Here is a 23,879-nt window from a genome sequence, read left to right as displayed (position 1 = left end):
CGAGCGGTGATCCTTCGGACTGTGCGGCGCTGAGCTGCTCGTCCCGAGATCGGGCCCCGGATCTCGGACGCGCCCGAGAACCGGGTTGTTCCTCCCCATCTCACGGCCGTTCCTCCCCGTCCCAGGGCATGGTCACGGTCCGGGTCACGGGCTCCGTCTCCGTCTCCGTCCTTATGGTGTCGGACCCGGTGGGGATCATGAGACATGACCACTACCGCCGGCCGGCCGCGGAGCCCGGAGGAGGTCCTCCGGGAGGACACGGCCGTTGCCGACCGCGAGTACGCCGGTGCTGTGACGGAGCTGGTCGAGGACGCCCGGGCGGAGGCCCGCGCTGCGGGCCGACAGCTGCGGGTGATCCACCGGATGTGGCAGCTGCAGGAGCAGGCGCACGATCGGCGTCGGGCGGCCCGGGCACGCTGGTCGAACGAGCGCGCCCGCAGTCGTGGGCAGCACGTCCCGGAACCGGAGAAGCGCACGGTGCTGGACGTGGCCGACGAGATCGGCCCGGCGCTGCGGCTGCCGGCGGGCACGGCGGTGCGCCGGGTGGAGAACGCGGTCCTGCTCGCCGAGAGCCTGCCCCGGGTCCTGCAGGCTCTCGAGTCCGGGGCGATCGCCCCGCGCCAGACCGAGGTGATCGTGGACCTGTGGCGGGACCTGGTGGGTGCGACCGGTCGGCCGCCCGAGCCGTGGCCACTCGGCGAGGCCGTGTCCCGTGTCGTGGACGAGCTGCTGGAGAAGGCGCCGACGGCCACCGCGTCGCAGCTCCGGGCGCTGGCCCGGCGGCGGCGGGCATGGCTATTGGCCGGGTCCCAGGAGGACCGTCACCGGCTGGCCCGCCGGGGGCGCAGGGTGTGGATAGAACCCGAGGAGGACGGCATGGCGCGGCTGTGCGCGCTCCTGGACGCGGCCACCGCCCACGCGGTCCACGCCCGTCTCGCGTCCGTCGCCGCCCGGGTGGATCCGCACAGCCCGGCGTCGGACCTGGCGGAGTCTGCGTGTGGCGGCCAGGGCGTTGCTGAGGGCCGGGGCCCGGACGACGACCGGAGCTGCTGGGAGGACGGGCCGCGCACGGCAGGGCAGCTGCGCGCGGACGTGCTCGCCGCACTGCTGCTGGACGGCGAGCCCTCCTGCATGCCGGAGCACCTGCGCGGGATCCGCGGGCAGGTCACGGTCACCGTTCCCGTGCTCTCGCTGCTGGAGCACAGCGCACAGACTCCCGGCCGCGGATCCTCCGGCCGGTCGCCCGACGGAGACGGGCTTCCCGGAGGATCACCCGACGGGGACGCGGTCCCCGGCCGATCACCCGACGGAGACGGGCTCCCCGGCCGATCACGCAGCGCCGGCGGAACGACCGGCGGCGGGCCTGCTGGGAGCCCGGGCTGCGCGGAGCTGGCCGGCTACGGGCCGATCCCGGTGAGCGTGGCCGAGCGGATCGCCGCCGGCGCCGGGTCCTGGTCGAGGGTTCTGACACATCCGGTCACCGGCACCGTCCTGGACCACGACCGCACCACGTACGCCGTGCCGGCCGATCTCAAGCGCCGGCTGCGAGCGAGGGACGGCACCTGCCGGTTCCCCGGATGCCGGCGCCGTGCCGAGCGCTGCGACCTCGACCACACCGTGGCCTGGGTCGAGGGCGGGCCGACCGCCGCGGACAACCTCGCCCATCTGTGCCGTCACCACCACGTCCTCAAGCACCGGGACGGCCCGCTCGGGCGCTGGCGGGTCCGGCACCGCCGCCGGGAGTCCCCGGAGGGCGTCCTGGAATGGACCTCACCGGCAGGACGCGTCCACGTGACCTACCCCCAGCAGCACCACCACCCCGTGCTCTCGCCGCTGCGGATCGCCGACGACCTGCCCGTCGACGGCGGCCCCCCGGCAGAGCAGGCACCGGACGAGCCGTCACCGGCTGCGGTCCTGTGGACACCCCGCAGGACCGTGCCCTCCGGCGCCCGGCCTCACCAGGTCCGCCCCCACGGGGTCCGGCAGGACGACGACCCGCCCCCGTTCTGAGCCGCACCGACGATCCACCCCGGCGATGCCCCGGCCCACAGCCCACCACGGTGCCGGCCCGGCCCACAGCGCCCTACGGTGCTGACACTGGTCAGCGTGTCAGCGGCGCCGGTTGCGCCGGGAACTGGTGCCGTTGAGGTGCCCCACGAAGGGGCGCATGAGGTACTTGCCGAGCACCACCCCGGAGGCCAGGGCCACGATCGAGGCCATCGCGTTGACGAGCCCCACGATCCCGGGGCCGTAGGTGTCCGTCTCCACGGTGATGGTGTACATGCCGCGGAAGATGGACAGCCCGGGCAGCAGGAAGGTCATCGCGGGGATCGCCAGGACCAGCTGGGGAATCCGGTGCCGGGCCGCGAGCACGGTCGCCACGCACCCGCTGGTGATCGCCGCGAGCGCCGTGTCCAGGCGGGAGCCCAGGCCGGCGGCCATGCCGGTGTGGTAGACCACGAGACCGCCGAGGGCGGCGGCCACGGTCGAGAGCACGTGACGGGGCTTGGCCTGCATCGTGACCGCGATGAGCCCGGTGGCGATCAGCATGAACACGGAGTTGGTCAGCGGGCCCACCGGGTCGAAGGCGCTCTGCGAGACGTCGACCCGGGGCATGCCGGCGTAGCCGGCCACGGAGATGCCACCGGCGATGCCGGCCACGATGCCGAGGAACGCCATGGACGTGGAGAGCAGCCGCCCGGCCGCCGTGACGGGGAACCCGTTGATCGCGTCCTGCATGGTGGAGACCATGCGGGTGGTGGGCAGGAGCAGGATGATCCCGCCCGCGATGACCCGTGCCGGGGAAAGGTCGACACCGGCCCAGGACATCAGCAGGGCCATCGTGGTGAGGATCCCCGACTGGGCGGCCATGGTGAAGAACTCGGGGATCCGCCAGACGCCCAGCCGGTGCGCCACGACCTGGTTGATGACCGAGGACAGACCGGCCACGAGCGCCCCCAGCACTCCCCCGCCGATGCCGACGGTGATGGTCATCGCCGCGGCGGCCGTGGCGGCCCGCACCATCCACCGCGGATAGGGCTTGGGCTTGGCATTGATCGCCTCGAGGCGCCGCTCCGCCTCCCCGCGGGGCATCTCACCGCCCGTGATGTCCGCGACCAGCTGGTGCGTCTCGGCCAGCCCCGCGTAGTTGTCCGTCCAGGAGCGCACGACCCGCATGACCGTGTGGCTGTTGGTGTCCGGGTCGTTGAAGACGTCCTCGCGGGTGCGGGTGTCCCCGCCGTCCGGCTGGTCGTCGGCGATGTAGTTGATCGTCACGGCCTGGTTGGTGATGTCCACCTCGACGTTCTCGACCCCGTAGGTGGCGCACACGGCGATGATGGCGTTCTCGACGTCGAGGGCGTCGGCGCCGTAGTGGAACATGGTCTCCGCGAGCCGCAGCGCGAAGTTCAGGGTGCGCCGGGCCTGCCGGCTGGTGGACTCCCCGAACCGGCGCAGATTGGCGAAGGGCGAGGCGTTGAGCCGTTCCACCACGCGCATGGGGGCGGTCGGGGCGGCCTCCCCCTGCAGGATGGAGCGCAGCCGGGCGCGCCCGCCGGGCCGGGCCCCCTGCGCCCGGGTGGACGGGTAGGCGCCCCGCTGCATCCGGTCGGAGCTCTTGCCGGGAGCCGGGAGCGGCCCGATCGTCGTCGTCTCCGGGCGGGAGACGGGGACCGTGTCGGTGCCGGTGCGGCGCCGCCGGCGCGCCGACGCCGGCAGGGGCACGGTCTCGGCGGCGGAGAGCAGCTCGCGGCGCTTCTCCGGCTCGGGGGTGTCCCCGTGCCGGCGGATCAGGCTCGTGCTGAGCACGGGCAGCGCCTGCGGGGCGTCGGGCACGATGTCGAGCACGGTGGTCCCGGCGCGGCGCCGGGCGTGCTGGGCCTGGTCCTCGGTGGGGCGCACCGCGGGCAGGCCCGCGCCGTGCCGGGCGACCGGGCGGGCGGCGCCCGTGAGCGTCGTGTCCCCGCCGGGACCGAAGGGCTCGACGACGTGGAGGTCGGGCTCCTCGGCCCCGTCCGACGAGGGGTAGGCGGCGAACGGGCGCAGGGGGGCGCGCTGGTCGGTCACCACGCGGCGTTCCTCCTTCCGGGGCGCGGGGGCGGGGGCCCGGCGGGCGGTCGGGGTCGGGGTCGGATCAGTAGAAGGGCTGGCCCGTGCGGCGGACCCACAGCTGGCGCTGGACCTTCTCGGCCACGTTGGTCCACACCGCGTACTTGGCGGGGCTCAGGACCTGGTCGTGGACGCCCACGAAGTCGACCACGGTCTTGGTGAAGCTCGTCTTGAACAGCCCCAGACCGTAGTAGGGGTGCTCCTTGTTCTTGAGCTGGTCGCTCGGCGGGGTGCCGCAGAAGTCGTACTCGACGATCCCGTGCTCCCGCATGAGGTCCGTGATCGCGGTCCACTGCAGCAGGTGGGAGTCACCGTACTGGCGGCGCCGGGGCTTCGAGCCGCCGTCCTTGTAGGTGCCCTTGGTGCCGTAGGCGATGACGTAGGCGCCCACCGAGGGCTCGCCGTCCTCGTAGGTGAAGTACAGCCGCCCCTGGCCGGCCTGCTCGAACGCCGTCCAGAACTTCGCGTAGTACTCGTAGGAGCGCAGGTTCACGTTCGCGTCCCCCTGCCCCACGGTGTCCATGAGCGCGTACATCCGGCGCATGTTCTGCTCGGTCAGCTCGACGCGTTCGACGGTGCAGCCCTCGCGCAGGGCCCGCCGGACGGCGTTGCGCCCGCGGGAGTGCAGCGACTTCAGCACGGCCTCCTCGTCCCGGTCGGTGTCGAGGACCGCCGTGGAGTCGTTGGGCTGGATGTTGAAGGACTTCTTCAGCCCCGCCCGCGCGAGCACGCCGCGGGCGTAGTCGGAGTCCAGGACGTCCGGCTCGATCTTGATCGCGAAGACGTTCAGCCGCTGCTCGGCCACGAGCCGGGCACTGGCCGCTGCGATCCCGGGGATGTCGTCGACGGAGGCGACGTCCGGGCCCTTGATCATGTACCAGAGCTTGCCGAGGGCGGGCACCGCCTTTTCGAGGACGAGGTTGTAGGACGCCTGTCCGCCGTCGGCGGGCTCGTGCACGAGGTGCAGGGGCCGCCAGCCGTGGTCCGCCTTGACGTCCGCGAAGGACGCCGACTGCAGCAGGTTGCCGCCGTGCGGGTTCGCCGTGACGTGGGTGTCCCAGGCCTCGATCTCCTGGGCGGTGGCGAAGCGTGCGGTGAACTCTCGCAAGGCTCTCTCAATCGTCGGGGTCGTCGGGGCCGGCCGGCCGGGGGTGGCCGGCGGGCCGGTGCGCCGGCGGGGGCCGGCCCCGGTCAGTCTAACCGCGCGGGCCTGAGGGGCCTCTGAGCCGTGCCGGTCGGGCGCCGCGCCCCCGTTCCCGTCCCCGCGGCGGGCCCGGGACGGGCCCGGGGCGGCGCCGGGTGCCGCGCTGTGTATTCTGTTCAGGCGGTTCGCACCGGCAGGTCCGCGGCGCGCACCGGCAGGTCCGCTCCGATCCCCGGCGCGGTCCGGACCAGGGAGGTGGCGGGAGCCGTGGGTGGACCGGGCGGGCGCTGGAGCATCGCCCGCGCCGCGGTCCTCGTGACCGGACTGACCGCCGTCTCCACCGTGCTGGGATTCGCCCGGGACGTCGTCGTCGGCGCCGTCTTCGGCGCGGGCGCCGAGCTCGACGCGTGGCTGGTGGCCCAAGGCGTGCTGAACGTCGTCCTCGGCCTGATCGCCTGGGCGATGGCGCGCTCCGTGACCCCCGTGACCTCGCGGGAGGCCGCCCGGGAGCGCGCCGACGGCACGGGGTGCCGCGGCCACCGCGGCTTCGAGGTCTCCCTCACCGTCACCGTGGTCCTCCTCGGCCTGGCCGCCGTGGTGACGGGGCTGCTCGCGGAACCGGTGACGGCCCTGCTCGCCCCCGGGTTCGACGACGCCCAGACCGCCACGGCCGCCTCGCTCACCCGGATCGTCCTCGTCGCGACGGTGCTCGTGGCCGGCACGGACCTGCTGGCCTCGCTCGTCCAGGCCCACGGCCGTTTCGCGTGGTCCTCCCTGCAGGGCGTCCCGTTCAACCTCGTCATGATCGCCGCGGCAGGTCTGTTCGGGCCCCGGTACGGCGTCTCGGCGCTCGCCGTGGGCTACGTGGTGGGCTCGGCGGCGCGGCTGCTGATGCAGGTGCCCCCCGTGCGGGCGCTCGGCTCCCGGCTCCGGCCCCGGTGGGACCTGCGGGACCCGGGCTTCCGGGAGATCGCCCGGCTCGTGCCGCCCATGCTGGTGGGCAACGCCGTGGTCAACATCAACACCCTCGTCGACCGGGCGGTGGGCTCCACCCTCGAGGACGGCACGATCACGGCGCTGACCTACGGCTGGCGCCTGGTCGACCTGCCGGAGACCCTCGTCATCGCGGCCCTGCTCGTCCCCCTGTACCCGGCCCTGGGCGCCTCCGCGGACGACCGGCCCGAGCTGCGCCGGCTCGTCGACCGCGGGCTGTCCGTGGTCGTCACCGTGCTCGCCCCGGTGTGCGCGGTGTTCGTGGTCGCGGCCGGACCCCTCGTCGCCACGGCCTTCGGGCACGGCGCGTTCGACGACGGGGACGTCGCGGCGACGGCCACCGCGGTCGCCTGGTACGCGCCGGCGCTGCTCGCGCTCGGCTTCCGCCAGGTGGTGGTCCGCGCGTCCTACGCCATCGGCGACTCCCGCGGGCCCGTGGTCGTGGCGGTGCTGGCGATGGTCGTCAACGTGGTCGGCGACGTCCTGCTGGCCCCGGTGCTGGGCCTCGCCGGCATCGCCGCGGCCACGACCGCGTCCCTGGTCGTGGCGGCGCTGCTCAACGCGTGGCTGCTGCACCGGCGGCACGCCGGGCTGGACGCCAGGGCGACGACGGCACTGGTGGCGCGGGCGCTCGTGCTGGCGGCCGTCGCCGGCGCCGCAGGGCTGGGTGCGCGGGAGGCGCTGGCGGAGCTGCCCTCGTTCGTGCTCGCGGCGCTCTGCGCCGCCGTGGTGGGCGGGACGTACCTGCTCGGGCTCGTCGTGCTGCGGGCTCCCGAGCGCCTGCTCGTGGGCGAGACGCTGCGGACGCTGCGCCGGAGGCGCTGACGCGGCGCCGCCCTACCCGGAGCGGGCGCCGTTCCTGAGCCGCCAGGTGGCCAGGTGCCACGTGGGTCCGGGATCGCGCAGGTCCCACACGCTGTGCTGGGCGCCGCGGCCCCAGCGGAGGGTGTCGGCGACGTCCGCGGCCAGACCGCCGCGGCGCTCCACGGAGGCCCGCCGCAGGTCCCCGGCGAGCCAGGCGTAGCGGACCCCGGGGCGGGCGTCCGGCAGCTCCGGCACGGGCGCGCCGAGCACCAGCCGGCCCCACGCGTCGGCCAGCCCGGGGCGGGCGGCCTCGGCCAGGGCCATCGAGCCGAAGAAGCGGCCGTTGAGGTCGATGAGCTGCGGGACGCCGTCGTCCCCGGTGAGGAACTGCAGCTCCACGAGGCCCCACCAGCCCAGGTCGCGCAGCAGCACCTCGGCGCGCGCCGCGAGCTCCTCGTCGACGGGCACCGTCTGCGCACGGGCCGAGACGCCGTTGGGCGTGGGCCACAGCCGGGAGGTGGTCTGCTGCACCCGGCCGCGCAGGCGGCCGTCGTGGTGGACCCCGATGAGGGCCCCGAGGGTGCCGCGCACGGGCACCTGCAGCACCGGTTCGGCACCGGCCTCGCGGATCCGCCGCACCTGTCCGGCGGCGGCGGGGGCGTCCGGGAAGAGCTTGGCCTCGATGCGGTGGGGCCGGGTCTGCCCGGGCGCCCAGTGCGCCCGGCACTTGACGACGAGCGGGCCGTCCCAGGCGGCGAGCGCCTCGTCCGTGGCCGCCAGCGTCCGGGGGGCGGCGAGGCCCGCCCGGGCCGCCCGGTCCGCGAGCCCGACCTTGTCGAGGGCCTCCGCGACCACGTCCGGGCCCGGGTGCGCCACCGCCGCCGGGAGGTGCTGGCGGTAGGCCGAGACCGCGGCCATCCAGTCGTCGCCGGCGCCGAAGACGACGTCGTAGGACCCCTCCGCGACCGCCCGGCGGACCCCGTCGATGAAGCGGGCGCCGTCCCCGCGCGGGCGGGGCACCTCGTGGCGGGCCGCGGCCGCCCGCGTGGCGCCGAGCATGCCCGGTCCGTCCGGGGTGCCGACGCCCACGCGCCAGCCCGCCCGTTCGAGGGCGCGCGCCGCCGCGAGGGCCCCCCGGTCCCGGCCCGTGCCCACGACGAGGGCCCGCCGCGGGGCCTGCGCGGCGCGCTCCGGCTCCCGGCGGCGGTGGTCGAGCGGTGGTCGATCGGCGGTCATCGGTCCTCCATCGGAGAGTGCGGGCATCCCCTCCACGGTAGTCGGAGCACGTGAGAGGTCGGTGCGGCGGGTCGGCACGCGCGACGGCGCCCGCTCACCGTGCGGTGGGCGGGCGCCGTGGCTGGACGGTGCGGCGGGGTCCTACTCGGCGTCGTGGTCCGTCTCGAGGATCTGCACGAGCGCGTCGAGCGCGTCGTCGGCGCCCGCGCCCTCGGCGCGGAGGACGACCTTGTCCCCCTGGCCGGCGCCGAGGGACATGAGGGACAGCACGCTCGAGGCGTCCATCGCCTCGTCCTCGGGCTCGCCCTCGGCGGCGATCGTGATGTCGAGGTCGTACTCCCCGGCGGCCTCGGCGAAGATCGCGGCGGGACGGGCGTGCAGGCCGACGGACGAGGCGATGGTGGCGGTGCGTTCTGCCATGGTGGTGCTCCTTCGGGTTGCGGGGCCCTGGGTGACGGGCCCCGGTGGTTGGGGTGGTGCGGAAACGGTGCGGTCGGTGGGTCAGAGGCCGAGCTCGGCGAGCACGCTGAGCTCGGTCCGCACGGCGGCGGCGGCCTCCTCCGCGCTGGGCTGCTCGATCGCGACCTCGGCGAGGGCCTGGGCGGTGGCGAGGTCGACGCTGCGCAGCACGGCGGCGACCGCGGCCAGTCCGCGGGGGCTCATGGACAGGGTGTGCACCCCGAGGCCCACGAGCACCACGGCGAGCGCGGGGTCGGCCGCGGCCTCGCCGCAGACGCCCACGTTGCGCGGACCGGCGCCCTCGGACTCGGCCCGGCGGGCGCCCTCCACGGTGTACCGGATCATCCGCAGCACGGCGGGCTGCCACGGGTTGTTGAGCTCCGCGAGGGAGCCCATCATCCGGTCGGCGGCCATCGTGTACTGGGTCAGGTCGTTGGTGCCCAGGGACACGAACTTGACGTGGCGCAGGATCTGGTCGGCGGTGACGGCCGCGGACGGCGTCTCGACCATGACCCCGGGCACCCGCAGGCCTGCGGCGGTCGCCATCACGGCGAAGTCCCGGGCCTCGGAGGGCGTGGCGATCATCGGCGCCATGACCCACACGTCCGCGTCCGTGGCCTTCTCCGCCAGCGCGATCGCCTCGAGCTGCCGGGCGAGCACGCCCGGCACGGAGCGGTCCGTGCGGTAGCCCCGGACCCCGAGCGCGGGGTTCGGCTCGGCGGTGTCGGTGAGGAAGGGCAGCGGCTTGTCCGCCCCGGCGTCGAGCGTGCGGACCACGACCTTCTTGCCGGCGAAGGACTCGAGGATCGCGGTGTACTGCTCCACCTGCTCCTCGACCGAGGGCTCCTTGTCCCGGCCCAGGAAGCAGAACTCGGTGCGCAGCAGCCCCACGCCCTGGGCCCCGGCCGCGGCCGCCGTGCGGGCGTCCTCGGGGGTGCCCACGTTGGCCAGCAGCGGGATCTCGGTGCCGTCCGAGAGCACGCCGCGGCCGTCGAAGGCCTCGCGCGCCGCGGCGCTGCGCACCCAGGCCTCCACGAGCTCCTGCTCGTCCGCGCCGGGCTCGGTGCGGATCTCACCGGTGGCGCCGTCCACGAACACGCGGGTGCCGTCGGCGAGCGCCTCGACGCCCCGGGCCGCCACGACCGCGGGGAGCCCGAGGTTGCGGGCCAGGATGGCCGTGTGGGACTGCGGGCCGCCGCCGGAGGTGACGAGGGCCAGGACCATCTCGGGGTCCAGGGTCGCCGTGTCGGCGGGCGCGAGGTCCTCGGCGGTCAGCACGAACGGGACGTCCCGCTGCGGCACGCCCGGCATGGGCAGCCCCTGGAGCTGGGACACGAGCCGCGCCCGGACGTCCTCGATGTCCGCGGCGCGCTCGGCCATGTACCCGCCCAGGGCGCGCATCTGGTCCGCGTAGTCGCTCGCGGCCTCCCACAGGGCGCGCTCGGGGGCGAGCCCCTTGCCGTTGACGAGCTTCGCGGCGTTCTTCAGCAGTGCCTTGTCCCCCGCCATGAGCGCGGTGGACTTGAGCACGTCCGCGGCGTCCTTCTCGGTCGCCACCTCGGCGCGGCGCTTGAGCTCGGCCTTGACCGCGGCGGCGGCCGTGTGCAGCCGGGCCACCGCCGCCTCGGGCTCCTCGTCCCGCAGCATCAGCCCCGCGGCCGGCTCGGAGACCGGCTCCGGCATGCTCACGAGCTCGCCGATGACGCGGCCCGCGCACACCCCCACGCCTGTCAGTGTCTGCATCGTGTTCCTCTTCCTCGAGAAGGCTCGGATCGGTGCGCACGGGCCCCGGTCGGGGCCCGTGCGCACCGCTCAGGCGGTGGTCGGCACAGCGGCGGCATCCTCGCGCGAGCGGGTGGCGTCGGCCACCCGGCCGTGCGCACCGCCCACGTGCTTGAGGGCGACGACGATGCCTGCTGTGACCACGGTACCGACAACCACCGCGAGCAGGAACATCAGCGGGTTGCCGATCACCGGCAGGATCCACACCCCGCCGTGCGGCGCGGCGGAGGTGACGCCCGTGGCCATGCTGATCGCGCCGGTCACGGCGCCGCCGACCATGGACGCGGGGAGCACGCGCAGCGGGTCGGCCGCGGCGAACGGGATGGCGCCCTCGGAGATGAAGGAGGCTCCCAGCAGCCACGCGGCCTTGCCGTTCTCCCGCTCGGCCACCGTGAAGTAGCGCTTGGCCACCGTCGAGGCGAGGGCCATGGCCAGCGGGGGCACCATGCCGGCGGCGATGACCGCGGCCATGATCTCCTGCGGGGCGGTGTTGGCGACGGTCGCGGCCCCGAGGCCGGCGGCGGCGAACGTGTAGGCGACCTTGTTGATCGGCCCGCCCAGGTCCGAGCCCATCATCAGGCCGAGGATCGCGCCGAGCGCCAGCGCACTGGCACCGGTCATGCCGTTGAGGACCTCGGTCAGCCACGCCATGAAGGTGGCGATCGGCCCGCCCAGGACCAGCAGCAGCAGGCCCGCGGCGAAGATCGTGGCGAGCAGCGGGATGATCACCACGGGCATCAGCGAGCCCAGCCAGCGGGGCAGCCGGGGCTGCGCCAGCCAGTAGGCGGCGAGACCGGCCAGCAGACCGCCGACGATGCCGCCGAGGAACCCGGCGCCCATGAAGTTCGCGACCAGGCCGGCCGCGAAGCCCGGGGCGATGCCGGGACGGTCGCTCAGGCCGTAGGCGATGTAGCCGGCCAGTGCGGGCACCAGCAGGCTCATGGCCAGGTTGCCCATCTTGAACAGGACCGCGCCGATGTACTGGGCGAGGGTGAACTCGCCGAGGTTCCAGATGGTGGAGCCGGTCAGCACGTCGTCGGCGATGTTGGCGATGTCCGCCCCGGCCACCATGAAGCCGAAGGCCATGAGCAGCCCGCCCGCGGCCACGAACGGGATCATGTAGCTGACACCGGTCATCACGGCCTTGCGGATGCGGGTCCCCCAGCCCTCGTTCGCGCCGCCGGTGGCGCCCTGGTCGGCGTCCCCGCCGGCCCCTCCCTGCACGCGCGGGGCGTTCGGGTTCCCGGCGTTGGCGAGGGCCTCCTCGATCATGACCTTCGGCTCGTCGATGCCGCGCTTGACCGGCGAGGCGACGAAGGGCTTGCCGGCGAACCGGGCGCGGTCCCGGACGTCGACGTCGGTCGCGAAGATCACCGCGTCCGCCGCGGCGATCGTGGCGGGGTCCAGCTTGGTGAAGCCGGCGGAGCCCTGGGTCTCGACCTGGAGGTCGACCCCCATGTCCTCGGCGGCGTAGGTCAGCCCGTCCGCCGCCATGTAGGTGTGGGCGATGCCGGTGGGGCAGGCCGTGACGGCCACGATCTTCTTGCCGGCGTGCGGGCCGGCGTCGCCCGCGGCCGGGGCGGCGGACGCCGGCGCGGCGCCCCCGTCCGCGGCCCGGGCGTCGACCGAGGCGGGCACCGCGGCGGCGGACGTGGCGCCGGCGGTCGCCGGGCCGGTCGCGGAGGCGCCCTCGGCGGTCCCGCCGAGCCCCAGCGCGTCGTCGACGATCCGGACGACCTCCTGCTCGGACCGCGCGGCGCGCAGGGCGGCCACGAAGTCCTTCTTCATCAGCGAGCGGGCGAGCTTGGCCAGCAGCTTCAGGTGCGTCTGGTCGGCGCCCTCGGGCGCCGCGATGAAGAAGACGATGTCGGCGGGGCCGTCCTTGGCGCCCCAGGGGACGCCCTGCGCGAGCCGGGCCATGACCAGGGTCGGCTCGGTCACGGCGGCGGAGCGGCAGTGCGGGATCGCGATGCCGCCGGGGATGCCGGTGGCGGTCTTGTTCTCGCGGGCGATGGCGTCCGCCAGCAGCCCGTCGAGCTGCTCGGCGCGGCCGGTGCGCTGCACCAGGGCGGCGAGCCGGCCGATGACGGATTCCTTGTCTGCTCCCAGGTCCTGGTCGAGCGAGACCAGGTCGGGAGTGATGAGCTCGGACACGATGTCCTCCTTGAGCGGCCGGGCCGGTGGCCCGGGTGGTTCGGATGAGGTGGGGTGGAGTGGTTCGGTTCAGCCGGAGACGGCGCGCGCGGGGAGCTCCCGCACGGTGACCGCCTCGGGGGTGGTCTCGGAGAGGGTGGGGACCCGGGTGCCCGGCAGCGCGGCCGCCGCGGACCCGGAGGCCACGGCCTGCCGCAGGCACTCCGGCGCCGCGTCCCCGCGCTCCTGGGCGATGAGGTAGCCCGAGAGCGAGCTGTCGCCGGCGCCCACGGTGGAGCGCACGGCCACGGGGGCGTGGACGGCGTGCCAGGAGCCCTCCGGGACGGTGAGCACGGCCCCGCCGGCCCCGAGGGTCGTGAGGACCGCGCCCAGGCCGCGGTCCACGAGCGCGGCGGCGGTGGCGGCCGCGAGGTCGGGGTCCGCCTCGAGCCGTTCGCCGTCGACCGTCCCGACGAGCTCGGCGAGCTCCTCGCCGTTGGGCTTGATGAGGTCGGGCAGGGCGTCGTCGCCGGACACGGCGCCCTGCAGCGCCGCCCCGGAGGTGTCCACGGCGAACAGGGGCGAGCGCTCCCCCAGGGCCGTGCGGACCCGGCGGACGATCCGGGCGTAGACGTCCTCCGGGGCGCCGGGCGGCAGCGAGCCGGCCAGGACCACCCAGGAGGCGTCCGCGCCGCGGTCCACCAGGAGCTCGACGACGGCGTCGACGTGCTCGGTGCCCAGCGGCGCACCCGGGGCGTTGATCTTGGTGGTGGTGCCGTCCGGCTCGGTGATCGTGATGTTCGAGCGGATCGGGGCGCCCACGGGGACCGCCTCGTAGGGGACCTCGGCCGCGGTGAGCTCCGCCAGCAGCGGATCGCCGGGGTCGCCCGGCAGCACGGCCAGGGTCGGGACGCCGCTTGCGCGCAGCGCCCGGGAGATGTTCACGCCCTTGCCGCCGGCGTCCTGCCGGGCGCCGTCGGCGCGCTGGACGGCGCCGCGGCGCAGCGGCGCCGGGAGCTCGACCGTGCGGTCGAGGGACGGGTTGAGGGTGACGGTGAGGATCACGCGATCACCACCTCGACGTCGGCCTCCTCGAGGGCGGCGGCCAGCTCGGGACCGGGGGCCCGGTCGGTGATGAGGGTGTCGATCTCGTCCAGCGACGCGAAGCGCATGAGGGTCTCCTGATCGTGCTTGGCCGAGTCGCAGAGGACCACGACCCGGCGGGAGGTCTGGATGATGGCGGTCTTGACGACCGCCTCGATGGGGTCCGGGGTGCTCAGCCCGAACGCGGCGTGGATCCCGTTGCAGCCCACGAACGCGAGGTCCGGGCGCAGGCGGGTGTAGTGCTCCGCGGCCCGTCCGCCGGCGGCGGCCCAGGTGAGCTTGCGGACGCGCCCGCCGACGAGCTCGAGCCCGATGCCCGAGGCGTCGGCGAGCTTGGCGGCGATGTGCAGGGCGTGGGTGATGATGAGCTGCTCCTGCCCGTCCGGCAGGGTGGAGTCGGTGCGGACGATGAGGTCGGCCAGGGCCTCAACGGTGCTGCCGGCGTCGAGCACGACGGCCCCCGCCCCGCTGGTGCGCAGGAGGTCGAACGCCGCCTGCGCGATCCGCCGCTTCTCCGGGGTGTTCAGGTGCTTGCGGGACGAGATGGCCTTCTCGTCGGACGTCGACTGGTCCGCGGAGACGGCGCCCCCGTGCACCCTGCGGAGCCTGCCCGCGGCCTCGAGGGCCGCGAGGTCGCGCCGGACCGTCTCCATGGTGACGTCGAAGCGGCGTGCCAGGTCCGCGCCGTTGACCCGGCGAGTCGTGAGCACCAGCTCGGCGATCTCGGCCTGGCGTTCTTCTGCGAACATGGCGTGCACCTCACGGACGGGAACGATGGACTGTCTTTGCGTTCCCTTGAGTTTATGTGAGTTCGTGTGGTTTTACCAGGGGTTGTGGTGATCCACTTCACGAAAGGCCGCAATCGGCGGCGAGGCCCCGGCCGACCGGGCGGGGCACGGTGTCCGCGTCCCGGCGTAGCCTGGATCACGGACCGCCCGGTCCGCCCCGCCCGTCCCGCCACCAGGAGCGGACGCCCATGCTTCTCCGTCTCGTCCGGCAGCACACCGGCCGCTACCTGCCGTGGGTCCTGGCCGTCGTCGCGCTCCAGCTGGTCGCCACGATCGCCGCGCTGCTGCTGCCGAGCCTCAACGCCCGGATCATCCACGAGGGCGTCGTCCGGGGCGACACCGGCCTGATCCTGCGCGTCGGGGAGGTGATGCTCGGCGTCGCGCTCCTGCAGGTGGCGGCCGCCGTCGCCGCGGTGTACTGCGCGGCCCGGGCAGCGATGGGCACCGGCCGCGATCTCCGCCGCGCCGTGCACCGGCAGGTCGGCTCCTTCGGCTCCCGGGAGGTCAACGGCTTCGGGGCCCCCACCCTCATCACGCGGGGCACCAACGACGTCCAGCAGATCCAGATGCTCGTGCTCATGGGGCTCAACTTCATGGTGGCGGCGCCCATCATGTGCGCCGGCGGGATCGTGATGGCCCTCCGGGAGGACGCCGGGCTCTCCTGGCTCGTGTGGGTGTCGGTGCCCGTGCTCGGGATCGCGGTGGGCGTGCTGGTGGGCCTGCTCATGCCCCTCTTCCGGCTCATGCAGGGGCGGATCGACCGGATCAACGCGGTGCTGCGCGAGCAGATCGTCGGCATCCGGGTGGTGCGGGCCTTCGTGCGGGAGGACCACGAGCGCCGCCGCTTCGCGGCCGCCAACCGGGAGCTCACCGACGTGTCGGTGCGCATCGGCTCCCTGTTCGTGCTGATGTTCCCGGTCATCACCATGATCCTGCACCTGGCCACCGCTGCCGTGCTGTGGTTCGGCGGCCAGCGGGTGGGGGCCGGGCAGATCCAGGTCGGCTCGCTCACCGCGTTCCTGCAGTACCTCCTGCAGATCCTGACGGCCGTGATGATGGGGACCTTCATGGTGATGATGGTCCCGCGCGCCATGGTGTGCGCCGAGCGCATCACCGAGGTCCTGCGCACCGAGCCCTCCCTTCGGGAGCCCGCCGCGCCCGTGGTCCCCGCCTCCCGGACCGGCGCGGTGGAGCTGCGCGACGTGACGTTCCGGTACCCCGGGGCGGAGCTGCCCGTGCTGGAGGGCGTGGGCTTCCGGGCCGGACCGGGCCGGACGACCGCCGTCGTGGGCGCCACCGGGTCGGGCAAGTCCACCCTCCTGCACCTCGTCCCCCGGCTGCTGGACCCCACCGGGGGCACGGTGGAGCTCGACGGCGTCCCGCTGCCCCGGCTGTCCCACGAGCAGATCGCCGCCCGGGTGGCCCTCGTGCCGCAGCGGCCGTACCTGTTCTCCGGCACCGTGGCCTCCAACCTCCGGCTCGGGGACGCCGGGGCGACGGACGAGGAGCTCTGGACCGCGCTGCGCACCGCGCAGGCGGAGGACTTCGTCCGCCGGATGCCCGGGGGGCTCGAGGCCCCGATCGCCCAGGGCGGCGTCAACGTCTCCGGCGGGCAGCGGCAGCGGCTGTGCATCGCACGGGCGCTGGTGGCCCGCCCGGTGGTGTACCTCTTCGACGACTCGTTCTCCGCCCTGGACGTGGCCACCGACGCCCGGCTGCGCGCCGCCCTCGTGCCGGCCACCCGGGACGCGACCGTCCTGGTCGTGGCCCAGCGCGTGTCCACCGTCCGGGACGCGGACCAGATCCTCGTCCTGGACGCCGGGCGGATCACGGCGCGCGGGACCCACGACGAGCTGCTGGCCACCTCCGGCACCTACCGGGAGATCGTCGAGTCGCAGACCCGCGCGGAGGAGGTGGCCTGATGGCCGCGCCCGCCCCGCCGCGCAGGCCCCAGCGCTTCTGGTCCTCCGCCGGACGACTGCTGGGCCTGCTCGCCCCGCAGCGGCGGGCGCTGGTGCTCGTCCTCCTGGCCGGGACCGTGTCCGTGGCGCTCAACGTCTGGGCCCCGCTCGTCCTGGGCCGGGCGATGGACGTGATCTTCACGGGGGTGCTCGGCCGGGACATGCCCGCGGGCGCGACACGGGCGGAGGTGGCCCAGGACCTGCGGGACCGGGGCGAGCAGAACCTCGCGGACCTGGTCTCCGCCGCGGACGTCGTCCCCGGGGCGGGGATCGACTTCTCCGCGCTCGCCCGGCTGATCGCGGCGGTGCTGGTCATGTACCTGGTGGCCTCGCTGCTGATGTGGGCGCAGGGCTGGCTGCTCAACCGCCTGGTCATGCAGGTGGTCCACGACCTGCGCAGCGCGGTCGAGGACAAGCTGAACCGGCTGCCGCTGGGGTGGTTCGACACCCGTGAGCGCGGGGACGTGCTCTCGCGGGTGACCAACGACGTCGACAACGTCCAGACGGCGCTGCAGCACTCCTTCGCCCAGCTGGTCCAGTCCCTGCTCACGGTGGTGGGGATCGTGATCATGATGTTCGTGGTGTCGTGGCAGCTGGCGCTCGTGGCCCTGGTCGCCCTCCCCCTGTCCGCGGGGGCCGCCGGGTTCATCGGGGTGCGCGCCCAGCGCCTGTTCACGGAGCAGTGGCGCGCCACCGGCGCCCTCAACGGGCACATCGAGGACTCGTTCTCCGGCCACGAGCTGATCAGGGTCTTCGGCCGCGAGCAGGAGATGGCCGAGCGCTTCGACGAGCGCAACGAGGAGCTGTACCGGGCGGCCTTCGGGGCACAGTTCGTCTCCGGCACGATCATGCCCGTCATGCAGTTCATCTCCTACCTCTCCTACGTGGGCATCGCCGTGCTCGGCGGGCTGCGCGTGGCCTCCGGGCAGCTGAGCCTCGGGGCGGCGACCGCGTTCATCCAGTACTCGCGGGAGTTCACCCAGCCCCTGTCCCAGATGGCGGGCATGGCCAACACCCTGCAGTCCGGGGTGGCCTCCGCGGAGCGCGCCTTCGAGCTGCTCGACGCCCCGGAGCAGCATGCCGACACCGCCCGCGCCCGCCTGCCCGAACGGTCCCCCGGCCGGGTGCGCTTCGAGCACGTCTCCTTCTCCTACGTCCCGGGGGCCCCGCTCCTCCAGGACCTGACCTTCGAGGCGCTCCCCGGCCGGACCGTGGCCGTCGTGGGGCCCACCGGCGCCGGCAAGACGACGCTCGTGAACCTGGTGCTGCGCTTCTACGAGCTCGACGCCGGGCGGATCACGCTGGACGGCGTGGACATCACCGACCTCTCCCGCGCCGAGCTGCGCTCCCGGGTCGGGATGGTCCTGCAGGACGCCTGGCTGTTCGGCGGGACCATCCGGGAGAACATCCGCTACGGACGGCTGGACGCCACGGACGAGGAGGTGCTCGAGGCCGCCCGGGCGACCCTCGTGGACCGCTTCGTGCGCGCGCTGCCGGAGGGCTACGACACCGTGATCGACCCGGAGGGCAGCAACGTGTCCGTGGGCGAGCGGCAGCTCATCACCATCGCCCGGGCCTTCCTGTCCGACCCCTCCCTGCTGATCCTGGACGAGGCGACGTCCTCGGTGGACACCCGCACCGAGGTGCTCGTGCAGCAGGCCATGGCCGCGCTGCGCAGCGACCGGACCTCGTTCGTCATCGCGCACCGTCTCTCCACCGTCCGCGACGCGGATATCATCCTGGTGATGGAGGACGGCCGGATCGTGGAGCGGGGCGCCCACGACGACCTGCTCGCCGCCCGGGGCGCGTACGCCGCGCTGCACGCGAGCCAGTTCGCGGCTCCGGCGGTCCCCGACGACGCCCCCACCGACCAGCAGCCCCTCGACGTGCAGGAGAGCACCACCCATGACACCCCGTGAGCTCTACGGCCGCTTCGCCCTCGCCGAGGCGGTGACCTGGACGCTGCTGATCCTCGGCATGGTCCTGAAGTACACGGGGGTCTCGGATGCCTTCGTGCCCGTCTTCGGCATGCTGCACGGGGTCGTGTTCCTCGGCTACTGCGTGGTGACCTGCTTCGTCTGGGTGGACCAGCGGTGGTCGGCGGGCTTCGGGGCCCTGGGCCTGGCCAGCGCGGTCGTCCCCTGGGCCACGATCCCCTTCGAGCGCCGCGCCGAGCGCACGGGCCGGCTCGACGGCGGCTGGCGCCTGGCCCCCGGCGGCGACCGTCCCACCACCGTGCCGGAGCGGCTGGAGGCCTGGTCCCTCCGCAGCCCATGGCTGGCCGTGGCGGCGGGCGCGGTCGTGGTGGCGGGCCTCACCTCGGTGCTCCTGTACCTGGGCCCGCCCGTCCCCCGCGGCTGAGCCCGGCCCGGCCGCGCCGGTTCCTGGCGGGCACGCACCCGGTATAGCGTGGACATCAGGACGGCCCCGCCGACCGACGGCGGCGCCACGAGGAGGATCCACGTGACCAATTTCGCCAACGTCGAGCGCCGGCACCTCGCCGCGCTCCTGCGCCGACTGGGCCCCGACGCCCCGACCCTGTGCGAGGGCTGGAGGACCCGCGACCTCGCCGTGCACCTCGTCGTGCGCTCCGGGCGGCCGGACGTCCTGGCCGGCCAGGTGCTCCCGCGGGTGCCCGTGCTGGGCGAGCGCGCCCGCCGCGCCGAGCAGGCCGTCGCCGGCCAGCCCTGGGAGGAGCTCGTGCGGAAGGTGGAGCACCCGCCGCTGTACTCGCCCGCGCGGCTCGGACCGGTGGACAAGCGGATCAACACCGTGGAGTACTTCGTCCACCACGAGGACGTCCGCCGGGCCCAGCCCGACTGGCACGAGCGCCCGCTGCTGCACGACGAGGAGCAGGCCCTGTGGCGGTCCCTGAGCCTGCTGGCCAAGGTGGTGCTCAAGGACGAGGAGGACACCGTGGTGCTCATCGCCCCGTCCTACGGCGCGGTGCGCGGCGGCCGCGGCAGGACGGGGACCGTGCGCGTGCTGCGCGCCGTGCCGAGCGAGCTGGTGCTGTGGGCCCTGGGCCGCCGGGAGCAGGCCCGGGTGGAGCAGTCCGTCGAGTAGCCCGTGACCCGCACCGACGACGGAGGGGGACCGCGCGCCGCGCGGTCCCCCTCCTGGCGTCCCCGGTCCGTCAGCGGAACAGGTCCGCCCGGACGCCCATGATGATCCGGTCACCGGGGCGCGCGGTGCGCATGTACCGGGCGACCTCGTGCTCGTGCAGGGCGATGCACCCCGCCGTGGGCTTCTTGTTCGCGTGCAGGAAGATCGCGAAGCCGTTGCCCTGGACGATGGACGAGTCGGGCGGGCGGTTGTAGTTGATCACCACGCCGAGCCGGTAGTCGCCGGACAGCGAGAAGTACCACATGTTCTCGTCCGGCCAGGTGTAGCCGGTGGACTCGAAGTACTTGTTGTAGAGCGTGCCCAGGCGGCCGCCCCACCGGGAGCTGGGGTTGAGCTGCCGGTAGGGCAGCGCGGTGCCCGGGTTGTAGACCCCGAAGGACTCCGTGACCGAGTACGAGCCCTGCGGGGAGAACAGGTACTGCGTGTGCCCCGAGGGCACCCCGGGCCGCTTGAACCCGCTGGCCCCCACGTAGGCGGACGTCCGCCACTCCTCGACGTAGCTTCCGCCGATCCGCACGCAGTTGACGAACGTGGCCTGCGAGCGCCCGTAGCCCTCGGCGATGGTCAGGGACACGCGCGCCGCGTTGCGGGTCGGCTGCACGGAGCGCCCCGTGTTGAGGTGGTGGCACTCGCCGCGGAACAGGTGCGTCCGGGCGCCGGTGGCGCGGCTCCAGGTGACGAGTCCCCGCTGGAACTTCTGGTGCACGGTGCCGGTGCCGACCTCGTCCGTGACGGGGTAGCCGAGCGACCCCCGCTCGCGGCCCGTGGCGATCCACCGCTGCCCGATCGCGCCCTTCGTCTTGACCGCCCGGGCCCCCGTCCCGGGGCTCCAGTAGATCGTGTGCGCCTTGGTGAAGGACTGACGGCACCCGCCCCCGGCCAGCCCGCAGACCTCGTCGGTCGTGGGGTAGCCGTAGCTCCCGGCCTCGCGCCCGCCGAGGACCCACTTGTGGCCGATCGCGCCCCGGGTGTTGACGGTCCGCGCCCCGGTGGACGAGGTCCAGTAGATCGTCCGGTCTCCCGCGAAGGACTGGCGGCACCCGCCGGCCGCCCCGCAGACCTCGTCGGTCGTGGGGTAGCCGTAGGCCCCGGCCTCGCGCCCGCCGAGCACCCACTGGTGGCCGATCGCCCCCCGGGTGTTGACGGTCCGCGCCCCGGTGGAGGAGCTCCAGTAGATCGTGCGGGTCTTCGAGAAGGACTGCCGGCACCCGCCGCCCGTCAGGAGGCAGGACTCGTCGTCCACGGGCCAGCCCAGCACGTCCACGCCGCCCGTGGAGCTCCACCGGTGCCCGATCGCGCCCCGCAGCTGCACGAAGTGCGCACCGTGCGCCTCGGACCAGAGGACCACGCCCCTCTGGTGCGGCCACTCCCAGCCCCCCTTCCAGGGGCGCATCTCCCCGGTCGGCTCCCCGGTCCTGGCGGACGCCCGGGCCGCGGCGGCCTCCAGGGCCTGCCGGACCTCGGCGGGCACGTCCGCGTTCTCCGCGGCGGCCGCGGCGGCGGTCTCCTGCGACTCCGGCCGCGGTGCGGCCGGCCGCTCCTCGGCGGGCTCCGCGCCCGGGGAGGGCTCCGTCGTCGGCTCGGCGCCGTCCGTCGGCTCGGCCGGGACCGCCGGTTCCGTCGGCTCCCCCGAGGCGGTGGGCGCGGCGGAGGCCCCGGGGGCCTCCTGGTCCGGGGCGACCGTGAGCACGGCCCGGGCCGCCTCGCCCCCGGCGCCCAGCACGGCGTAGGCCACCTCCACCGAGGCGGCGTCGGCGGGCCGGTCCGGAGCGGGCGTCAGGGCGAGGACCGGGTGGTCCGGGACCTCCCAGCCCTCGGGCAGGGCGTCGGGCTCCGTGTCCGGGGACACCACGCGCAGGGACCCGAGATCCGTGCGCAGCTCGTCGACGAGCTCGTCCTCGGCCGCGCGGGCCGCGGGGTCCACGAGCAGGAGCCGCACCGTCGCGGGGTCCTCGAGGCCGTCGTTGGCGAGGACGTCGACGAGCGAGGTCTCCCGCTCGGGCACGGTCGACTCGTCGTCCACCGGCTCGAGCCGCACGGTCGCCGCGACGGCACCCGCCGTGGGTCCGGGGGTCGTCGTCGGACCGGCCGAGACGCCGGGGGCGGGCGCGGACGGCGCCGCGGACGCCCCCGGGGCACCGGCGAGGACGACCGCGAAGCAGGCCGCGACCGCGGCGGGGATGCGCAGAGCTGAGATCTTCATGGGGGGTCCCTTGCTGGGCTTCAGTCGGTGAACTCGACGTAGTGGTCGGGGGTGGTGTTGTCGAAGACGCGGACGGCCAGGTCGGCGTCGTGCTCCGCGGAGAAGGCGACCTCGAGGGAGGCGCTCCCGCCGGGGGCGATGGTCGGGAAGGTCTCCATCGGCACGCCCAGCGAGTCGTCGAAGACGGGGGGCGCCGGGGCCTCGCCGTCGACGGCGACCGGGAAGGACCACGGCACGGCGTCGACCGGGGCGGCCCCGGTGTTGGTGAGGGTCAGCGTGAACACCTGCACCGGGGTGCCGGGGGCGGCCCGGACGGGGCGCTCGCCGGTGGTGCCGGGGCGGGGGCCCTCCACGACCGCCTCGAGGGAGTCCTCGAGCCGCTGGGCGGCGCCGAAGGATCCGGCGGCGTCCCGGGTGGCGGTGTCGTCGTAGGGGGCCACGTCGTTGCCCGGCGGGGCCGGGCTGTCGCGGGGCGTCTCCGGCGTCGTGCTTCCGTCCGCCCCCGACGCGGGCGCGGAACCGGCCGTGGCCGCCGGCGGGCTCGCGCTGGACGCCGCGGTGGTGCCGGTCCCCCGGTCCTCGGCGCAGCCCGCCAGCGCGACGACGAGCAGCGCCGCGCAGACGGGTCCGAGCCGGCGGCCGGGGGGCGGGGTGAGGGGAACTGCCATGGGGGGACTCCTCGACACGGTCCTGGGGGGGACCGACCGGCGCCGCGCCGCCTCCGGATGAGCGGTGGCGCGGCGCCGGTCGTTGGGGGTCACGCTACACGCGCTGTTTGCTTTTGTGATTCGCATGACCCGGTGTGGCGCGCGGCGCCGCGGTGCTCAGGGGCAGGGGCGCTTGGCGAGCTCGGCGGCCAGGGCCTGGGCCGAGGCGGTGGAGGAGTTGATCCGCCAGTCCACCTCCTTGTCGAGGTGGAACCAGACGAGCCCCGTGACGTCGGGCTGCTGCGCGAGGTAGTACACCAGGTGCGCGTTCCACTCGGCCTTGGACCCGCCGGCCTCGGCGGTGGCGGTCTCGGCGACGACGATCTCCTTGCCCGGGGCCAGGCGCCGCATCTCGGACAGGCCGTAGGCGAACAGGTCCCACGGCTGCTGCCAGCTGGACCAGCTCTGGGAGGTGCCCCAGTTGTAGCCGTCCAGGGCCACGACGTCGACGTAGTCGGCGCCGGGGTAGAGCCCGTCCAGGGGCGTGGACCCGTAGTAGGGCACGTTCGGGTTCCAGACCCACTGGACGTTGTCGGCCCCCGCGCGGGTGAAGATGTCGTGGACGTGGCGCCAGGCGGCGACGTAGTCCCCGGCGCCGTTGCCGTTGACCCCCTCGGCCCACGGGTACCAGTTCCCGTTCATCTCGTGGCCGAAGCGCAGCATCACCGGGGATCCCCAGTCGGCCAGGCGGGTGGCCCAGTCGGTGATGTGGGCGTCATGGGCGCCGGAGGCGATCGCGTCCAGGGAGTGGGCCGGCTGGTCGATCCCGCCGCCCCAGACCCACGGCTCCCAGGTCAGCAGGGTGGTGGCCCCGGCCGCGCGGGTCTGTTCGAGCTCCCAGTAGGGAACGGGCTGGGCGAAGTCCTTGTAGGAGAGGACGATCGACGGCTTCTCACCGGCCAGGGACGCCACCTCGGCGAGCTCGGTGGAGGCGGCGGGACCACCGGCCGTGCCGACGCCGAAGCGCAGGGGGCACGTGCGGACCTGGGGCTCGGCCGGCACGACGGCGGCCGTCGGGACCGGCTTCTTGGCCGGGGCGAGCGCCGCCGGTCCGGCCGGGAGGTGGACCGAGGGCGCCGCGTGCGCCGCGGGCACGGCGACGAGCCCCAGGGCCACGGCGGCGGCGGCCGCGGTGAGGGAGCACAGGACACGTGGGGGAACGAAAGCAGGCATGGGGGTTCTTCCGACGGGAGCGGGCTCCCCGCCGACGGCGAGCGCGCTGGGGGGTCTCGCACGGGGCCACGAGAATTAGCGAGCGCAAACTACCACCCGCGGGCGGCCGCTCCCCCACCCGCCCGCCGGCCGCGTCATACGCGCTGACCGGACGGGGGG

The 23,879-nt window shown here is 74.7% G+C and carries 17 protein-coding genes; 6 read left to right on the top strand and 11 right to left on the bottom strand.

Annotated features, from left to right (window positions below; genetic code table 11):
• Window positions 1–204: 204 nt before the first annotated feature.
• Window positions 205–2,010: an HNH endonuclease signature motif containing protein gene (locus ACZ2G1_RS16825; RefSeq protein ID WP_430888245.1), complete on the top strand. Its 1,806-nt coding sequence runs from the start codon at window positions 205–207 to the stop codon at window positions 2,008–2,010.
• Between the two features lie 99 nt (window positions 2,011–2,109).
• Here the strand turns inward: ACZ2G1_RS16825 and ACZ2G1_RS16820 are convergent, their stop codons facing one another.
• Both ACZ2G1_RS16820 and ACZ2G1_RS16815 read right to left on the bottom strand, forming a co-directional pair.
• Window positions 2,110–4,068 carry a threonine/serine exporter family protein gene (locus ACZ2G1_RS16820; RefSeq protein ID WP_109222508.1) on the bottom strand — a complete coding sequence of 653 codons (1,959 nt, stop codon included), beginning with the start codon at window positions 4,066–4,068 and terminating at the stop codon, window positions 2,110–2,112.
• Window positions 4,069–4,132: 64 nt separating this feature from the next.
• Window positions 4,133–5,215 (bottom strand): lipid II:glycine glycyltransferase FemX, encoded by a 1,083-nt coding sequence (locus ACZ2G1_RS16815; protein ID WP_109222507.1) that lies wholly within the window; start codon window positions 5,213–5,215, stop codon window positions 4,133–4,135.
• Between the two features lie 303 nt (window positions 5,216–5,518).
• Here ACZ2G1_RS16815 and murJ point away from each other — a divergent pair, with 303 nt between their 5' ends.
• Window positions 5,519–7,069: a murein biosynthesis integral membrane protein MurJ gene (murJ, locus tag ACZ2G1_RS16810; protein WP_035926867.1), complete on the top strand. Its 1,551-nt coding sequence runs from the start codon at window positions 5,519–5,521 to the stop codon at window positions 7,067–7,069.
• Between the two features lie 12 nt (window positions 7,070–7,081).
• Here the strand turns inward: murJ and ACZ2G1_RS16805 are convergent, their stop codons facing one another.
• The 6 genes from ACZ2G1_RS16805 to ACZ2G1_RS16780 form a co-directional block, all read right to left on the bottom strand.
• Entirely contained in the window at window positions 7,082–8,284 is a 1,203-nt protein-coding gene (locus tag ACZ2G1_RS16805; protein ID WP_109243236.1) for an ATP-grasp domain-containing protein, read from the bottom strand.
• Window positions 8,285–8,425: 141 nt separating this feature from the next.
• Complete coding sequence (locus ACZ2G1_RS16800) at window positions 8,426–8,704, bottom strand: HPr family phosphocarrier protein (RefSeq protein WP_017832764.1); 279 nt, start codon at window positions 8,702–8,704, stop codon at window positions 8,426–8,428.
• Window positions 8,705–8,785: 81 nt separating this feature from the next.
• Window positions 8,786–10,486: a phosphoenolpyruvate--protein phosphotransferase gene (gene ptsP / locus ACZ2G1_RS16795; RefSeq protein WP_031282639.1), complete on the bottom strand. Its 1,701-nt coding sequence runs from the start codon at window positions 10,484–10,486 to the stop codon at window positions 8,786–8,788.
• 69 nt (window positions 10,487–10,555) lie between these two features.
• The gene (locus ACZ2G1_RS16790; protein ID WP_095650825.1) at window positions 10,556–12,679 is read right to left on the bottom strand and encodes a PTS fructose transporter subunit IIABC; all 2,124 of its coding nucleotides are present in this window, start codon (window positions 12,677–12,679) and stop codon (window positions 10,556–10,558) included.
• Window positions 12,680–12,748: 69 nt separating this feature from the next.
• The gene (locus tag ACZ2G1_RS16785; RefSeq protein WP_017832767.1) at window positions 12,749–13,723 is read right to left on the bottom strand and encodes a 1-phosphofructokinase family hexose kinase; all 975 of its coding nucleotides are present in this window, start codon (window positions 13,721–13,723) and stop codon (window positions 12,749–12,751) included.
• Window positions 13,720–14,511, bottom strand: coding sequence for a DeoR/GlpR family DNA-binding transcription regulator (locus tag ACZ2G1_RS16780; protein ID WP_017832768.1), 792 nt, complete (start codon window positions 14,509–14,511; stop codon window positions 13,720–13,722). The genes ACZ2G1_RS16785 and ACZ2G1_RS16780 overlap by 4 nt, the downstream gene beginning before the upstream one ends.
• A gap of 227 nt (window positions 14,512–14,738) precedes the next feature.
• On the opposite strand from ACZ2G1_RS16780, the gene ACZ2G1_RS16775 reads away from it, so the two are divergent.
• The 4 genes from ACZ2G1_RS16775 to ACZ2G1_RS16760 all read left to right on the top strand — a co-directional run bounded on the left by ACZ2G1_RS16775 (window position 14,739) and on the right by ACZ2G1_RS16760 (window position 19,577).
• Window positions 14,739–16,472 carry an ABC transporter ATP-binding protein gene (locus tag ACZ2G1_RS16775; protein ID WP_470377179.1) on the top strand — a complete coding sequence of 578 codons (1,734 nt, stop codon included), beginning with the start codon at window positions 14,739–14,741 and terminating at the stop codon, window positions 16,470–16,472.
• Window positions 16,472–18,430 carry an ABC transporter ATP-binding protein gene (locus ACZ2G1_RS16770; protein ID WP_115162338.1) on the top strand — a complete coding sequence of 653 codons (1,959 nt, stop codon included), beginning with the start codon at window positions 16,472–16,474 and terminating at the stop codon, window positions 18,428–18,430. Before ACZ2G1_RS16775 ends, ACZ2G1_RS16770 begins: the two co-directional genes overlap by 1 nt.
• On the top strand, window positions 18,417–18,872 hold the full coding sequence (locus ACZ2G1_RS16765) for a DUF3817 domain-containing protein (protein WP_035926853.1): 456 nt from the start codon (window positions 18,417–18,419) through the stop codon (window positions 18,870–18,872). Before ACZ2G1_RS16770 ends, ACZ2G1_RS16765 begins: the two co-directional genes overlap by 14 nt.
• A gap of 102 nt (window positions 18,873–18,974) precedes the next feature.
• Window positions 18,975–19,577, top strand: a complete 603-nt coding sequence (locus ACZ2G1_RS16760; protein WP_017832772.1) for a TIGR03085 family metal-binding protein — start codon at window positions 18,975–18,977, stop codon at window positions 19,575–19,577.
• A gap of 70 nt (window positions 19,578–19,647) precedes the next feature.
• Here the strand turns inward: ACZ2G1_RS16760 and ACZ2G1_RS16755 are convergent, their stop codons facing one another.
• The 3 genes from ACZ2G1_RS16755 to ACZ2G1_RS16745 form a co-directional block, all read right to left on the bottom strand.
• Entirely contained in the window at window positions 19,648–21,840 is a 2,193-nt protein-coding gene (locus ACZ2G1_RS16755; RefSeq protein ID WP_109222501.1) for a L,D-transpeptidase family protein, read from the bottom strand.
• A 20-nt stretch (window positions 21,841–21,860) separates the two neighbouring features.
• Window positions 21,861–22,508, bottom strand: a complete 648-nt coding sequence (locus ACZ2G1_RS16750) for an RAD23 family protein (protein WP_095650820.1) — start codon at window positions 22,506–22,508, stop codon at window positions 21,861–21,863.
• 156 nt (window positions 22,509–22,664) lie between these two features.
• Window positions 22,665–23,720, bottom strand: a complete 1,056-nt coding sequence (locus tag ACZ2G1_RS16745) for a glycoside hydrolase family 26 protein (RefSeq protein WP_336650688.1) — start codon at window positions 23,718–23,720, stop codon at window positions 22,665–22,667.
• Window positions 23,721–23,879: the final 159 nt, after the last annotated feature.

Source organism: Kocuria sp. KKT182 (assembly GCF_055635395.1).
This window is presented reverse-complemented; position numbering and strand designations above follow the sequence as displayed.

Excerpts from the sequence above, each read along its gene's own strand:
- ACZ2G1_RS16825 (WP_430888245.1), top strand. The coding sequence starts at position 205 with ATGACCACTACCGCCGGCCGGCCGCGGAGCCCGGAGGAGGTCCTCCGG.
- ACZ2G1_RS16805 (WP_109243236.1), bottom strand. The coding sequence starts at position 8,284 with ATGACCGCCGATCGACCACCGCTCGACCACCGCCGCCGGGAGCCGGAG.
- ACZ2G1_RS16800 (WP_017832764.1), bottom strand. The coding sequence starts at position 8,704 with ATGGCAGAACGCACCGCCACCATCGCCTCGTCCGTCGGCCTGCACGCC.
- ptsP (WP_031282639.1), bottom strand. The coding sequence starts at position 10,486 with ATGCAGACACTGACAGGCGTGGGGGTGTGCGCGGGCCGCGTCATCGGC.
- ACZ2G1_RS16780 (WP_017832768.1), bottom strand. The coding sequence starts at position 14,511 with ATGTTCGCAGAAGAACGCCAGGCCGAGATCGCCGAGCTGGTGCTCACG.
- ACZ2G1_RS16775 (WP_470377179.1), top strand. The coding sequence starts at position 14,739 with ATGCTTCTCCGTCTCGTCCGGCAGCACACCGGCCGCTACCTGCCGTGG.
- ACZ2G1_RS16770 (WP_115162338.1), top strand. The coding sequence starts at position 16,472 with ATGGCCGCGCCCGCCCCGCCGCGCAGGCCCCAGCGCTTCTGGTCCTCC.
- ACZ2G1_RS16765 (WP_035926853.1), top strand. The coding sequence starts at position 18,417 with ATGACACCCCGTGAGCTCTACGGCCGCTTCGCCCTCGCCGAGGCGGTG.
- ACZ2G1_RS16755 (WP_109222501.1), bottom strand. The coding sequence starts at position 21,840 with ATGAAGATCTCAGCTCTGCGCATCCCCGCCGCGGTCGCGGCCTGCTTC.
- ACZ2G1_RS16750 (WP_095650820.1), bottom strand. The coding sequence starts at position 22,508 with ATGGCAGTTCCCCTCACCCCGCCCCCCGGCCGCCGGCTCGGACCCGTC.
- ACZ2G1_RS16745 (WP_336650688.1), bottom strand. The coding sequence starts at position 23,720 with ATGCCTGCTTTCGTTCCCCCACGTGTCCTGTGCTCCCTCACCGCGGCC.